This is a genomic window from Streptomyces sp. NBC_00490 (genome assembly GCF_036013645.1).
GTDB lineage: Bacteria > Actinomycetota > Actinomycetes > Streptomycetales > Streptomycetaceae > Streptomyces > Streptomyces canus_F.
This window is the reverse complement of record NZ_CP107869.1, coordinates 8,396,283-8,408,959: the sequence shown is the minus strand read 5'-3', so window position 1 is coordinate 8,408,959 and position 12,677 is coordinate 8,396,283. Positions and strand designations below refer to the sequence as shown.

Annotated in this window: 11 protein-coding genes; 3 read left to right on the top strand and 8 right to left on the bottom strand. The window is 69.9% G+C overall.

Going from position 1 to position 12,677, the window contains the following annotated elements; genetic code table 11:
- Positions 1 to 14 precede the first annotated feature (14 nt).
- On the bottom strand, positions 15 to 917 hold the full coding sequence (gene sucD / locus OG381_RS38290; RefSeq protein WP_327720554.1) for a succinate--CoA ligase subunit alpha: 903 nt from the start codon (positions 915 to 917) through the stop codon (positions 15 to 17).
- Positions 918 to 928: 11 nt separating this feature from the next.
- A complete protein-coding gene (sucC, locus tag OG381_RS38285) occupies positions 929 to 2,059 on the bottom strand; it encodes an ADP-forming succinate--CoA ligase subunit beta (protein WP_327720553.1) in 1,131 nt (376 codons plus the stop codon).
- A 181-nt stretch (positions 2,060 to 2,240) separates the two neighbouring features.
- Between sucC and frc the strand changes: the two genes are divergently transcribed.
- The 3 genes from frc (at position 2,241) to OG381_RS38270 (ending at position 6,413) form a co-directional block, all read left to right on the top strand.
- Positions 2,241 to 3,473, top strand: a complete 1,233-nt coding sequence (frc, locus tag OG381_RS38280) for a formyl-CoA transferase (protein ID WP_327720552.1) — start codon at positions 2,241 to 2,243, stop codon at positions 3,471 to 3,473.
- A gap of 128 nt (positions 3,474 to 3,601) precedes the next feature.
- Positions 3,602 to 4,990 carry an OFA family MFS transporter gene (locus OG381_RS38275; protein ID WP_327720551.1) on the top strand — a complete coding sequence of 463 codons (1,389 nt, stop codon included), beginning with the start codon at positions 3,602 to 3,604 and terminating at the stop codon, positions 4,988 to 4,990.
- 34 nt (positions 4,991 to 5,024) lie between these two features.
- Entirely contained in the window at positions 5,025 to 6,413 is a 1,389-nt protein-coding gene (locus OG381_RS38270) for an OFA family MFS transporter (protein ID WP_327720550.1), read from the top strand.
- Positions 6,414 to 6,479: 66 nt separating this feature from the next.
- On the opposite strand, the gene OG381_RS38265 is transcribed toward OG381_RS38270, so the two are convergent.
- The 6 genes from OG381_RS38265 to OG381_RS38240 form a co-directional block, all read right to left on the bottom strand.
- Positions 6,480 to 7,520, bottom strand: coding sequence for a sugar phosphate isomerase/epimerase family protein (locus tag OG381_RS38265; protein ID WP_307023818.1), 1,041 nt, complete (start codon positions 7,518 to 7,520; stop codon positions 6,480 to 6,482).
- A gap of 99 nt (positions 7,521 to 7,619) precedes the next feature.
- Positions 7,620 to 9,017: a nucleotide pyrophosphatase/phosphodiesterase family protein gene (locus tag OG381_RS38260; RefSeq protein WP_327720549.1), complete on the bottom strand. Its 1,398-nt coding sequence runs from the start codon at positions 9,015 to 9,017 to the stop codon at positions 7,620 to 7,622.
- The gene (eboE, locus tag OG381_RS38255; protein WP_327720548.1) at positions 9,014 to 10,177 is read right to left on the bottom strand and encodes a metabolite traffic protein EboE; all 1,164 of its coding nucleotides are present in this window, start codon (positions 10,175 to 10,177) and stop codon (positions 9,014 to 9,016) included. Before eboE ends, OG381_RS38260 begins: the two co-directional genes overlap by 4 nt.
- A gap of 3 nt (positions 10,178 to 10,180) precedes the next feature.
- The gene (locus tag OG381_RS38250) at positions 10,181 to 11,029 is read right to left on the bottom strand and encodes a TatD family hydrolase (protein WP_327720547.1); all 849 of its coding nucleotides are present in this window, start codon (positions 11,027 to 11,029) and stop codon (positions 10,181 to 10,183) included.
- Positions 11,029 to 11,715 carry an EboA domain-containing protein gene (locus OG381_RS38245; RefSeq protein ID WP_327720546.1) on the bottom strand — a complete coding sequence of 229 codons (687 nt, stop codon included), beginning with the start codon at positions 11,713 to 11,715 and terminating at the stop codon, positions 11,029 to 11,031. The genes OG381_RS38250 and OG381_RS38245 overlap by 1 nt, the downstream gene beginning before the upstream one ends.
- Positions 11,712 to 12,596 carry a sugar phosphate isomerase/epimerase family protein gene (locus OG381_RS38240; RefSeq protein ID WP_327722665.1) on the bottom strand — a complete coding sequence of 295 codons (885 nt, stop codon included), beginning with the start codon at positions 12,594 to 12,596 and terminating at the stop codon, positions 11,712 to 11,714. The genes OG381_RS38245 and OG381_RS38240 overlap by 4 nt, the downstream gene beginning before the upstream one ends.
- Positions 12,597 to 12,677: the final 81 nt, after the last annotated feature.

Genomic DNA, 12,677 nt, shown 5'->3' with positions numbered 1-12,677 from the left:
GTGGCGCCGGGTGATCAGGCCTTGCGGGCCGCGCCCTGGTCGGCCGCCAGCAGGTCGAGCACGAGGCGGGCCGTCTCGGTCGGGGTGTCGCCGACCTTGACGCCGACCGCTTCCAGCGCTTCCTTCTTGGCCTGCGCCGTGCCCGAGGAACCGGACACGATGGCGCCCGCGTGTCCCATGGTCTTTCCCTCGGGGGCGGTGAATCCGGCGATGTAGCCGACGACGGGTTTTCCGACGTGCCGCTCGATGTACGCGGCCGCGCGTTCCTCGGCGTCGCCGCCGATCTCCCCGATGAGTACGACGAGTTCGGTGTCGGGGTCGTCCTGGAACGCGGCCAGGCAGTCGATGTGGGTGGTGCCGACGACGGGGTCGCCGCCGATGCCGACACAGGTCGTGAAGCCGATGTCGCGCAGCTCGTACATGAGTTGGTAGGTGAGCGTGCCCGACTTGGAGACCAGGCCGATGCGTCCGGGTTTGGCGATGTCGGCCGGGATGATGCCCGCGTTGGACTGTCCGGGGGTGATCAGGCCCGGACAGTTGGGGCCGATGATCCGGGTGCCCTTCTCCTTCGCGTACGCGGTGAAGGCGACGGAGTCGTGGACGGGGATGCCTTCGGTGATGACGACGGCGAGCCCGATGCCGGCGTCGGCGGCTTCGATGACGGCGGCCTTGGCGAAAGCGGGCGGTACGAAGACGACGGTGACATCGGCTCCGGTCGACTGTATACCGTCGGCAACCGACCCGAAAACAGGTACGGCACGATCGTCGAAGTCGACGGTCCGGCCGGCCTTGCGCGGGTTGACGCCGCCGACGACGTTCGTGCCGGCCGCGAGCATGCGGCGGGTGTGCTTCATGCCCTCGCCGCCGGTCATGCCCTGGACGAGGACCTTGCTCTCCTTGGTGAGGTAGATCGCCATGTGCCGCCTCCTCAGGCTGTGTCGGCGAGTCGGGCAGCGCGGCGGGCGGCGCCGTCCATGGTGGTGGCCTGCTGGACCAGCGGATGGGCGTGCGCGTCGAGGACGGCGCGACCGCGGGCGGCGTTGTTGCCGTCGAGGCGTACGACGAGCGGTTTGGTCAACTGGACGGTGTCCAGGGCCCGTACGATCCCGTCGGCGACCGCGTCGCACGCGGTGATCCCACCGAAGACGTTGACGAACACCGACCTGACCGCCGGGTCCGAGAGGATGACGGACAGCCCGTCGGCCATCACCTGGGCGGACGCCCCGCCTCCGATGTCGAGGAAGTTGGCGGGCCGGGCGCCGCAGCCGGCGACCACGTCGAGGGTCGACATGACCAGGCCCGCGCCGTTGCCGATGATGCCGACCTCGCCGTCGAGCTTGACGTAGTTGAGGCCCTTGGCGGCAGCGGCCGCCTCCAGCGCGTTCCCGTGCTCCGCCTCCTCGACGCCCCAACGGACCTGGCGGAAGCGGGCGTTGTCGTCGAGGGTGACCTTGCCGTCGAGGGCGAGGAGCTGTCCCTGCCGGGTGCGGACCAGCGGGTTGACCTCGACGAGGACGGCGTCCTCGCGGACCAGTACCTGCCACAGCCGTACGAGGACGTCGGCGGTCTGCGGCGGGAGGCCCGCGGCCTCGGCGATCTCTCCCGCCTTGGCGGAGGTGACCCCTTCGGCCGGGTCGATGTGTATACGGGCGACCGCCTCCGGGCGGGCGGCGGCGACCTCCTCGATCTCCACGCCACCCTCGGCGGAGGCGATGGCGAGGAAGCGGCCCGCGGCGCGGTCGAGGACGTACGAGACGTAGAACTCGGCCTCGATGTCCACCGGTTGGGCCAGCATGACCGTGCCGACGATGTGGCCCTTGATGTCCATGCCGAGGATCCGGCGGGCCGCCTGTTCCGCCGCGGCCGGGTCGGTCGCGAGCCGCACACCGCCGGCCTTGCCCCGTCCCCCGGTCCTGACCTGCGCCTTGACGACGGCGGGGCCGCCCAGCCTGCGCGCGATCTCCCGCGCCTCCTTGGGTGAGTCGGTGACCTCCGCCCTCGGCACGAGGATGCCGTGTTCCTCGAAGAGCCCGCGGGCCTGGTGCTCGTACAGGTCCATGGTTCGGCTCCCGTCTCGATCGGGTCGCGTCTGAAAAGTGGTGCACGACCCCTGGACATCACCCACGGGATGCGGGATAACAATCTTCATACAGTATTCGTCGACTGTATGCAATCTACCGAGCACGGCTCAGGATCAGCGCCGCCATCACGCTCAAGGCAACGGACAAGCGAGGTGACCTGTGACGACGAGGGCTCTTGAGGGTGTGCGGGTGCTGGATATGACGCATGTGCAGTCGGGTCCGTCGGCGACGCAGTTGCTGGCGTGGCTGGGTGCGGATGTGGTGAAGGTGGAGGCTCCGGGCGGGGACATCACGCGGCGGCAGTTGCGGGATGTGCCGGGTGTGGACTCGCTGTATTTCACGATGCTCAACTGCAACAAGCGCAGTGTCACGCTGAACCTGAAGTCCGAGCGGGGCAGGGAACTGCTGACCGGGCTGATCCGGCGTTCGGATGTGATGGTGGAGAACTTCGGGCCCGGTGCGGTGGAACGGATGGGGTTCACCTGGGACCGGATCCGGGAGATCAACCCGCGGATCGTGTTCGCCTCCATCAAAGGCTTCGGCGAAGGCCCCTACACCGGCTTCAAAGCCTATGAGGTGGTGGCCCAGGCGATGGGCGGGTCGATGGCGACCACCGGGTTCGCGGACGGGCCGCCGATGGCCACCGGCGCGCAGATCGGCGACTCCGGCACCGGCATCCACGCCGTCGCGGGGATCCTGGCGGCCCTGTTCCAGCGCGAGCACACCGGACGCGGACAGCGGGTGAACGTGGCCATGCAGCACGCCGTGCTCAACCTGTGCCGGGTCAAACTCCGCGACCAACAACGCCTGGAACACGGCCCGTTGGCGGAGTACCCGAACGAGGACTTCGCCGAGGAGGTCCCGCGCTCCGGCAACGCGTCGGGAGGCGGCCAGCCGGGCTGGGCGGTCAGGTGTGCGCCGGGCGGGCCCAACGACTACGTCTACGTCATCGTCCAGCCCGTCGGCTGGCAGCCACTCGCCGAACTCATCGGCCGCCCCGAACTCGCAGACGACCCGGAATGGGCCACCCCCGAGGCCCGCCTTCCCAAACTCGCCAAAATGTTCCAGCTGATCGAGGAATGGACCTCGACCCTGCCCAAATGGCAGGTCCTGGAACGCCTCAACAGCCACAACATTCCGTGCGGGCCGATCCTGTCCACCAAGGAGATCATCGAGGATCCCTCCCTCGCGGCGAACGAGATCGTCGTGGAGGTCGAGCATCCCGAGCGCGGACGTTTCACCACGGTGGGCAACCCCCTCAAACTCTCCGACTCCCCCACCCACATCACCCCCTCCCCCCTCCTGGGCCAGCACACCGAGGAAATCCTCATCAGCGAACTCGGCATCGGCGACGAGGAATTGCGCCTGCTCAAGTCGAGCGGGGTGATCTGACGTGACTTGACCGAGCAAGGGGCCGACCGACGGTGCGCGTCGCCCGGCCCCGGGACCCGTGCGCGCACGAAAGGCATTTGGACAGGGGGCGCTGGCCAGATCTTTCGACGCAAGGAGTGCTTGAGCAGATGACAACGATCGACTACTCGACGTCCGTCCCGTATCGGGAGGTGACGGACCACAACGGCCGCGTGTACCGCGTCGGTGAGACCGACATCGACATCCTGGGCCGTAAACGCAAGTGGATGGTCATCCTGCCGTGGGTCGGCATGATGGGCATCAGCTCGGCGGAGTACGCGTTCGCGTCTGCCGAGGACACGCTGCACATCGCACACGGCTGGAACGACGGACACATCTTCTGGATGCTCGGCGTCTGGGTGTTCTTCCAGGCCGCCGTCGCCTTCCCGGCCGGAAAGCTCAGGGAAAGCGGCAAGCTGCCCGCGCGTTGGGCGATGATCCTCGGCGCGATCGGCACCCTGCTCGGATATCTGTCCCTCGCGTTCGCGCCGCATGTGGTCGTCGCGTACGTCGGGTTCGGCATGTTCAGCGGTATGGGCGCCGGAATGGTCTACGCGACCTGCGTGAACATGGTCGGCAAATGGTATCCGGAGCGAAAGGGAGGCAAGACCGGTTTCGTCAACGGAGGATTCGCCTACGGTTCCGTGCCGTTCGTCTTCCTCTTCACCAGCTACATGGATCTGACGAACTTCCGCTGGGTGCTCGTCGCGGTCGGTGTCTTCCTGGCGACGACGGTGGCTGTGGCCGGCTCCTTCTTCAAGGACCCGCCGAAGAACTGGTGGCCGGCCGAGGTCGACCCGCTGCGCCCGCCGACCGACCCCCGTGCCCGGCGTGCCATGGCCATGAACCCGCCTGCCGTACGGCAGTACACCCCGGGCGAGGCCTGGCGTACCGGGCGGGTCGCGCTGATGTGGTTCTGCCTGCTGTGCACCTCGGGCGTGAACATCTTCGGTATCGCCTTCCAGGTCGACATAGGCGAGGAGGCCGGCTTCGCGGGCGGAATCGTCGCGACGGCCATGTCGATGAAGGCCATCGTCAACGGCACCGGGCGCGGTGTGATCGGCTGGCTGTCGGACCGTTACGGGCGAAAGCGGTGCCTGATCTTCGTCTGCATCGTGCTCGGTCTTTCGCAGTACGGCATCCTGTGGTCCGCCGACATGAAGAACCTCCCGTTGTTCCTGCTCTTCTCCAGCATCTCCGGGTTCGGCGGCGGCGCCATCTTCCCCATGTTCGCGGCGATGACGGCGGACTACTTCGGCGAGAACAACAATGCCTCCAACTACGGTCTGGTCTACAGCTCCAAGCTGGTGTCCGGACTTCTCGGAGCCGGAATGGGCAAGGTCGTCGTGGACCACTGGGGACACAGCGGCGCATTCACGCTGGCCGGCTCGATCTCTCTGTTCGCCGCGTGCATCGCACTGTTCCTGACACCGCCGGGCCGGCCCAAGAAGAAGGACACCTCTCCCAACCCCCAGCCGCTCGGCGAGGAAATGGCCTGACCCCAAAGGCCTGACGCAAAGGAATTGCTCTGCAATGACGGCAGATCCCATCGCAACGAACAGTTCGTCGACCCACCCCGACGCCGCACACCGTCCCTACCGAGAAGTGACCGACACGCGCGGCCGCGTCTATCGCGTGGGCGAGACCGACCGGGACATCCTCGGTCACTCGCGCAAGCTCATGGTGTATCTGCCGTGGCTCGCCATGATGGCCATCAGCGTCTTCGAATACGCGTACGGCTCGGCGGAGGACACCCTGTCCCACGCCCATGGCTGGACGCAGAGCAACACCTTCTGGATCCTCAGCGTCTGGGTCTTCTTCCAGGCCGGCATCGCCTTCCCGGCGGGCTGGCTGCGGGAGAAGGGCGTCCTGACGGCCCGTAAGGCCATGTACATCGGCTCAGGTCTGTGCCTCGTCGGGTTCCTCGCCCTGTCGCACCTGAGCAACGTATGGCTGGCGATCCTGGGCTTCGGCGTCGTCGGGGGAATCGGCGCCGGGCTCGTGTACGCAACCTGCATCAACATGGTCGGCAAGTGGTTCCCCGAACGCCGGGGCGCCAGAACGGGGTTCGTCAACGGCGGATTCGCGTACGGGTCACTGCCGTTCATCTTCATCTTCAACTACGGCTTCGACACCGCGAACTACCACCGCGTCCTGGACCTGATCGGCTGCTACATCATGATCGTGGTCCTCGGGTCCGCGTTCTTCTTCAAGGATCCGCCGAAGAACTGGTGGCCCGCGGACATCGATCCGCTGGAGTTCTCCGGCGACGGGAAGAACGCGACGAGCCTCGCCAAGAACCCTCCCGCGGTGAAGCAGTACACGCCCAAGGAGGCCATCAGGACCGGCATGCTCCCCCTGATGTGGCTCGCCATCGTGCTCACCGCGGGGGTGTCGATCTTCGGGATCTCCTTCCAGGTCGACTACGCCAAGGAGGTGGGCTTCGGCCCGCTGGTGGCGGCCTCGTCGATGGGTGTCATGGCGGTCATCAACGGCATCGGCCGAGGTGTCGTGGGCTGGCTGTCCGACAAGTGGGGCAGAAAGTCCACCCTGGTGTTCGTCATCGTCGTGCTGGGCCTGGCCCAGTTCGGCGTGATCTGGGCGGGCGACGTGAAGAGCGAGGCGCTGTTCCTGTTCTTCGCCTTCCTCTCCGGCTTCGGCGGCGGCGCGTTCTATCCGCTGTTCGCGGCTCTCACCCCGGACTACTTCGGGGAGAACTACAACGCCTCCAACTACGGGCTGGTGTACAGCGGCAAGCTGATCAGCGGTCTGTTCGGCGGCGGACTCGGCTCCATGGTGGTCGCCGCCTGGGGGTATGACGGGGCGTACGCTCTGGCCGGCGCCGTCTCCATGGTGGCGGCGGTGATCGCCCTGCTGCTGCGGCAGCCCGGGCGGACGGCGGTGCCACAGACCGCCGGCTGACGGCACGCGCGCGTGAGGAGGCCCTCCCGGGATCCCGGGAGGGCCTCCTCATGTGTGCGGGACCGGTCAGCACTTCTCGCGCAGCGAGTGCAGGTGTTCGCTGGAGCGCCGCGCGAAAGTGAAGGAGTCGGTCGGCTGGTCGTGCTCGGCCTGCCAGTGGTGGGCGAACCGCTCACCGCGCAGCCTGGTCACGGCGGAGATGAACCGCTGGTAGTCGATGTCGCCGTCGCCGACGTCCGTCATGCGGTAGCCATAGGTGTTCGCGGGGTCGCTCACCCCGTCCTTGACGTGGAACAGCGGATAGCGGTGGGGCTGCTTGAGGACGTAGTCCAGCGGCTCGAACGGTGCCGCCGTGCCGTCGGGGCGCTTGGAGAAGCGGAACTGGCCCGAGTACGCCCAGAAGATGTCCATCTCCAGGAACACCAGGTCGGGGTCGGTCTCGGCGAGCAGCACGTCGTAGAGCCGGACCTTGGGGTTGTCGGTGGCGAAGGAGAACTCCTCGGAGTGGTTGTGCTGGTAGAACTTCATGCCGCGTGCCCTGGCGGCCGCGCCGTAGGTGTTGAACTCCTCGGCCGCGCGCTTCCAGGCGTCGACGGTGGAGCCGTAGCGGAACGGTCCCGAGGCGGTGCCGATGTGCTTGAGGCCGAGGGCCTGGGCGTCGTCGAGGACCTTGGTGAGGTTCTGGGCGAAGGTGTAGGCGTTCGGGTCGTCGGAGTAGTAGCCGACATGGCTGCCGATCGGGTTCAGGCCGTGGTTCCTGGCCAGCCGCTTGAGCTGGGCGAGGGTGATCGGGCCGGCCGAGCCCTGGGTGTATCCGGCGAACTCGACCTCGTCGTAGCCGTACTTCGCGAGTTCGGCGAAGACGGGCGCGAAACCGAGGGTGGAGACCTTGTCGCGCAGGCTGTAGAGCTGGATGCCGAGCCGGCCGGGCGGCAGGACGGGGCGGCCGCGGCCCGCGCTGCCGGAGGCGGCCTCGGTGGCGGCGCCCGCGGGGGTCGCTGCGGCGCCCACGAGCGCGGCGGCGGTGGCGCCCGCGGCCACACCGAGCATGCCTCGTCTGGTGAGGCGGTGGGTGAGTTCGGGGTCGGGCTGGGAGATGCGGCTCATGCCTGAACTCCTCGAGGTCGGAGGCGTTGTCAGTGGTGGGTGCTTCACTGGTGATCAGTCGGAAGAGGCCGGTCGTGCGGGGCCGGTGGGGTGGGCCGGTCAGCCGAGACCGGCCAGTCGGAGCAGGAGTGCTTTCACATCGGTGGCCGCGACGCGGTCGCCGACAGCGCGGGGGGTGGAGCAGATGAGAAGCGGACCGTCGTCGTCGCTCGCCGGAAGGCGGCCGTGGCTGCCGCGGACAGGTGAGGGATCAAGAGGCACGACCGCCATCCGGTAGCGCAGGCCGAGTTTCTTGCGGGCCAGTGCGGTGGCCGCCTTGACCTTGACGTAGGGGTCGCGGGGATCCATGAAGAGTTCGACCGGGTCGTAGCCGGGTTTGCGGTGGATCTCGACGAGTTGCGCGAAGTCGGGCGCGCGGGCGTCGTCGAGCCAGTAGTAGTACGTGAACCAGGCGTCCGGCTCCGCGACGGCGACGAGCTCTCCGGAGCGCGGGTGGTCGAGGTGGTGGGCCTTCTTGCCCTCGTCGTCCAGGAGTTGCTCGATGCCGGGCAGTCCGGCGAGGGCGTCCCGGGTCGCCTCCAGGTCTTCGGGGCGGCGCACATAGACATGGGCGATCTGGTGGTCGGCGACCGCGAAGGCGCGTGAGGCCATCGGGTCCAGGTACTCCATGCCGTCCTGGGTGTGCACCTCGAGCAGTCCTGCGCGGCGCAGGGCGCGGTTGATGTCGACGGGCCGGCTGACGCCGGTGATGCCGTACTCGGACAGCGCGACGACGGTACGGCCCTCCGCGCGGGCGTCGTCGAGGAGCGGCGCCAGGGCCCGGTCCAGGTCGGCGGCCGCTTTGAGGGAGCGGGGGTCGTCGGGGCCGAAGCGCTGGAGGTCGTAGTCGAGGTGCGGGAGATAGCACAGCGTCAGATCGGGGTGCCGGGTGCTGATGATGTGGCGGGTCGCGTCGATGATCCATCGGCTGGAGACGAGGTCGGCGCCGGGGCCCCAGAAGTGGAAGAGGGGGAAGGTGCCGAATGTGGCGGTGAGTTCGTCGTGCAGGGCCGGAGGGCGGGCGTAGCAGTCGGGTTCCTTGCGGCCGTCGGAGTAGTAGACGGGACGGGGGGTGACGGTGATGTCGGTGTCGGCGCCCATGGCGTACCACCAGCAGATGTTGGCGACGGTGTAGCCGGGATGGGCGCGGCGGGCGGCGTCCCACAGCTTGTCCCCGGCGACCAGGCCGTTGTGCTGGCGCCACAGGAGGACGTCGCCGAGGTCGCGGAAGTACCAGCCGTTGCCGACGATGCCGTGCTCGGCGGGGTGGGTGCCGGTCAGGAAGGTGGACTGGGCGGCGCAGGTCACGGCCGGCAGGACGGTTTCGAGAGGGGCGTGGGAGCCCGACCGGGCGAGGGTCTTGAGGTGGGGCATGTGGTCGAGGAGGCGGGGGGTGAGGCCGACGACGTCGAGGACGAGGAGCGGGGTGGGGCCTGAAGTGTTCCGGGCGGTGCTCATGGAAGTTCCTTCAGGCCGAGGTCCGTCAACAGGTCGCGGGCGAGAATGAGTTCGGCGGCGATGCCGTCGGCGAGCTGGGTCCGGCCGCGGGGCCGCAGTGCGGGCGGGAGGGCCTGCCAGGTGTAGGTCTCGACCTCCAGGTGCCGGGTGAGCGGGTGCGGGCCGCCGACCAGCCGGGTCAGCGCGGCCTTGAGGACGGGGAGCGTGGAGGTGAGGGGGGCTGCGGGGGCCGCGTGCAGGGGGACGTGGAAGTGGGCGCGCCAGGGGCTCGCGTCGGGCAGGGTGTCGCCGCCGAGTGCCTCGCCGAGGTCGTCGGTGCCGCGCAGGCCGGCGGCGGTGGCCGTGCGGGTCTGGTGCAGGAAGCGGGGTTCGTCGAAGGCGGCGAGGGCCGTGCGGACCTCCGGCAGATGGGGGTGCTCGGCGTGCAGGGCGGCCGAGAGCTGGGACTTGACGACGGGGACGCCGGCCGCGGTGAGGGCGTCGAGGGCGGTGTGCGGATCTTCGAAGGAGGTGGCGAGGTGGCACGTGTCCACGCAGATGCCGATCCGGTGGTGGGCGATCGCGGACAGGGGGGCGAGGGCGTCGTGGGTGGTCTCGACGACGCAGCCGGGTTCCGGTTCGAGGCCGATGCGGATGGAGCGTCCGGTCAGCTCCTCCAGGGCTTCGAGGCGTTCGGCGAGCGTACGCAGGGCCTTCTCGTGGCGGCCGGTGCCGTGGGCGGCGGTGCGCCACGCCAGCGGCAGGGTCGAGATGCTGCCCTCGGTGACGTCATCGGGGAGGAGTCCGGCCAGGACCCGGGCCAGGGCGGTGGTGTGCTCCAGGCGTTCGGGGTCGGCCCAGTCCGGCCGGTAGACGCGGTACTTGACCTCCCCGGCGCCGAACCCTTCGTAGGGGAAGCCGTTGAGGGTGACCACTTCCAGGCCGCGCCGGTCGAGTTCGGCGCGCAGGGCGCGCAGGGCGGACGGGTCGGAGTCCAGGGCGCGGGCGGCGTCGGCGGCCAGCCACAGGCCGATGCCGAGGCGGTCGCGGCCGAGGCGGCGGCGGACGGGCTCGCAGTGGTCGCGGAGCTGGGCGACGACACCGCCGAGGGTCTCCGCGGGGTGGACGTTGGTGCAGTAGGCGAGGTGGACGGTGGAGCCGTCGGGGTGGCGGAAGCGCATGCCCTACTCGCCCCCGCGCAGGATGGAGTTGCCCTCGTGGGTGGCCGCGGTCGCGGTGGCGTCGAGGGCGAGGCGGCCGCTGAGCCCGTAGAAGGCGACGGGGTTGCGCCACAGCACCAGGTCGACGTCGTCCTCGGTGAAGCCGTTCGCCAGCATGGTGTCGGCGACTCTGCGGGTCTTGAGGGGATCGCTCCTGCCCCAGTCCGCGGCGGAGTTCACGAGCACCTGCTCCGGGCCGTACTCCTTCAGGATCGCGACCATCCGCTCCTCGTCCATCTTGGTGTCGGGATAGACGGAGAAGCCCAGCCAGCAGCCGCCGGCCTTGGCCTCCTTGACGGTGGTCTCGTTGAGGTGGTCGACCAGGACGTGGTCCGGGGGCAGCGCGGACTCCCGGACGACGTCGAGGGTGCGGCGCAGACCGGCCAGCTTGTCGCGGTGCGGGGTGTGCACGAGGGCGGGCAGTTGGTGGTCGGCGGCGAGCTGGAGCTGGGCGGCGAGGGCGGTGTCCTCGGCGGGGGTCATGGAGTCGTAGCCGATCTCGCCGACGGCGACGACCTGGTCCTTGACGAGATACCGGGGCAGTTCGTCGAGGACGGGGACACAGCGTGGGTCGTTGGCCTCCTTGGGGTTGAGGGCGAGGGTGCAGTGGTGGGCGATGCCGTACTGGGCGGCGCGGAAGGGCTCCCAGCCGAGGAGGGAGTCGAAGTAGTCGAGGAAGGAGGAGGGCGAGGTGCGGGGCTGGCCGAGCCAGAAGGAGGGTTCGACGACGGCGCGGACACCGGCCGCGTGCATGGCCTCGTAGTCGTCGGTGGTGCGGGACGTCATGTGGATGTGGGGGTCGAACAGGCGCATCAGGACTGCTCCTTGGACTCGGTCGGCGTCGCCTGGGTCAGGGCCAGCGCGCGGTGGAGGTCTTCGGGCACTTCACGCCCCGCCGCGGTGCGTTCGGCGGCGTAGTCGCCGAGCATGCGGGCGAGTTCCGCGTCGCCGGCGGCCCGGCGGTCCAGGCCGGCCACCGCGTCGACGGGCACGCCGGTGAACAGGCACTTCAGGACGGCGTGCCGCCACTGGTGGGGGTCCAGGTGGCGGGCCGCGTAGGGGCCGACGGCGGCGGTGAGGAGCCGGGTGTCGTTGGTGCGCAGGGCGTCCTCGACGAGCGGGAGCGCGTCCGGGCCGGGCACGAGGTGGGGCAGGGCGTGCAGGACGGCGCGGCGTTCGTCGGCGGTGCCCTGCCGGTAGACGCGGGTGAGGGCGTCGATGTCGGCGTGGGCCGCGTGCAGGATGAGGACGCGGGCGGCGTCGGCGTGCTCGGGCCCGCAGCGGCGGCCTGCCTCGGCCAGGCGCAGTTCCCACACGGAGATGGGGCCGTGGACGCCGGGGTGGGCGGCGGCCTCGTCGAGGGCCTGGTCGAGCCAGGCGCGGGCGGCTCCGGCGAGGCGGGTGTCGAGGTGGGCGTGCAGGGTGGTCGGCGGGGTGTGGGCGAGGGCGTCGGGGTCCACCGTGGGGGTGTCCGGGGTGGAGTGGGCGGCGCGGGTCATGTGGTGCTCCCTTCAGGGGTGGCGGAGGGATCGCCGGGAGGTGCGTGGGTGGCCGCCGCTCGGCGGAGGAAGGGGAGGGACTGTTCGGCGAAGTGGGGGCCCGCGTGGGAGTGGCGGGGCAGTTCGACGACGGTGAGCCCGCGGTAGCCGGTGTCGGCCAGGGCGGCGAGGACGGCAGGGAAGTCGATCTCCCCGTCGCCGAGGGGAAGGTGTTCGTGGACGCCGCGGCGCATGTCCTCGATCTGGACGTGCCGCAGCCAGGGGGCGGCGGCGCGTACGCAGGCCGCGGGCGGGAGTGGTTCGAGGCACTGGCAGTGGCCGATGTCGAGGGTGAGGCCGAGGGGTTCGGGGTCGCCGAGTTCGCGGCGCAGGCGGTGGAAGTCGGCGAGGGTGGCGAGGAGGTGGCCGGGTTCGGGCTCGACGGCGAGGGGCATGCCCGCGGTGGCGGCGGCGTCGAGGACCGGGGTGAGGGTTTCGGCGAGGCGTTTCCAGGCCGTGTCCCGGTCGGTGCCCGTCGGGGTGATCCCGCTGAAGCAGTGCAGGGCGTGTGCGCCGAGGTCGGCCGCGACCCGCACGGCACGCATCAGGAGGTCGACGCGGCGGGCCCGGTCGTCGGGGTCCGGGTCGAGGAGGGAGGGCCCGTGTTTGCGGCGCGGGTCGAGGACATAGCGGGCGCCCGTCTCCACGGTGACGCCCAGGCCCAGCGCGTCCAGCCGCCGGGCGACGCGACCGGTGCGGGCGGCCAGGTCCGGGGCGAGCGGGTCGAGATGCATGTGGTCGAGGGTCAGGCCTACGCCGTCGTAGCCGAGGTCGGCGAGCAGGCCGAGGGCGTCGTCGAGCCGGAGGTCGGTGAGGCCGTTGGTTCCGTAGCCGAAGCGCAGGGGCGAGCCGTCGCGGGTTCGGGCGGGGGCGGCGGCTGCCGGGCTCGTGGGACGCTCACCGCCCTCGCGAAGTGAGCCGGC

Bases quoted from the DNA above. Each gene is read 5' to 3' on its own strand.
- sucD (WP_327720554.1), bottom strand. From the start codon at position 917: ATGGCGATCTACCTCACCAAGGAGAGCAAGGTCCTCGTCCAGGGCATG.
- sucC (WP_327720553.1), bottom strand. From the start codon at position 2,059: ATGGACCTGTACGAGCACCAGGCCCGCGGGCTCTTCGAGGAACACGGC.
- OG381_RS38275 (WP_327720551.1), top strand. From the start codon at position 3,602: ATGACAACGATCGACTACTCGACGTCCGTCCCGTATCGGGAGGTGACG.
- OG381_RS38270 (WP_327720550.1), top strand. From the start codon at position 5,025: ATGACGGCAGATCCCATCGCAACGAACAGTTCGTCGACCCACCCCGAC.
- OG381_RS38265 (WP_307023818.1), bottom strand. From the start codon at position 7,520: ATGAGCCGCATCTCCCAGCCCGACCCCGAACTCACCCACCGCCTCACC.
- OG381_RS38260 (WP_327720549.1), bottom strand. From the start codon at position 9,017: ATGAGCACCGCCCGGAACACTTCAGGCCCCACCCCGCTCCTCGTCCTC.
- eboE (WP_327720548.1), bottom strand. From the start codon at position 10,177: ATGCGCTTCCGCCACCCCGACGGCTCCACCGTCCACCTCGCCTACTGC.
- OG381_RS38250 (WP_327720547.1), bottom strand. From the start codon at position 11,029: ATGCGCCTGTTCGACCCCCACATCCACATGACGTCCCGCACCACCGAC.
- OG381_RS38245 (WP_327720546.1), bottom strand. From the start codon at position 11,715: ATGACCCGCGCCGCCCACTCCACCCCGGACACCCCCACGGTGGACCCC.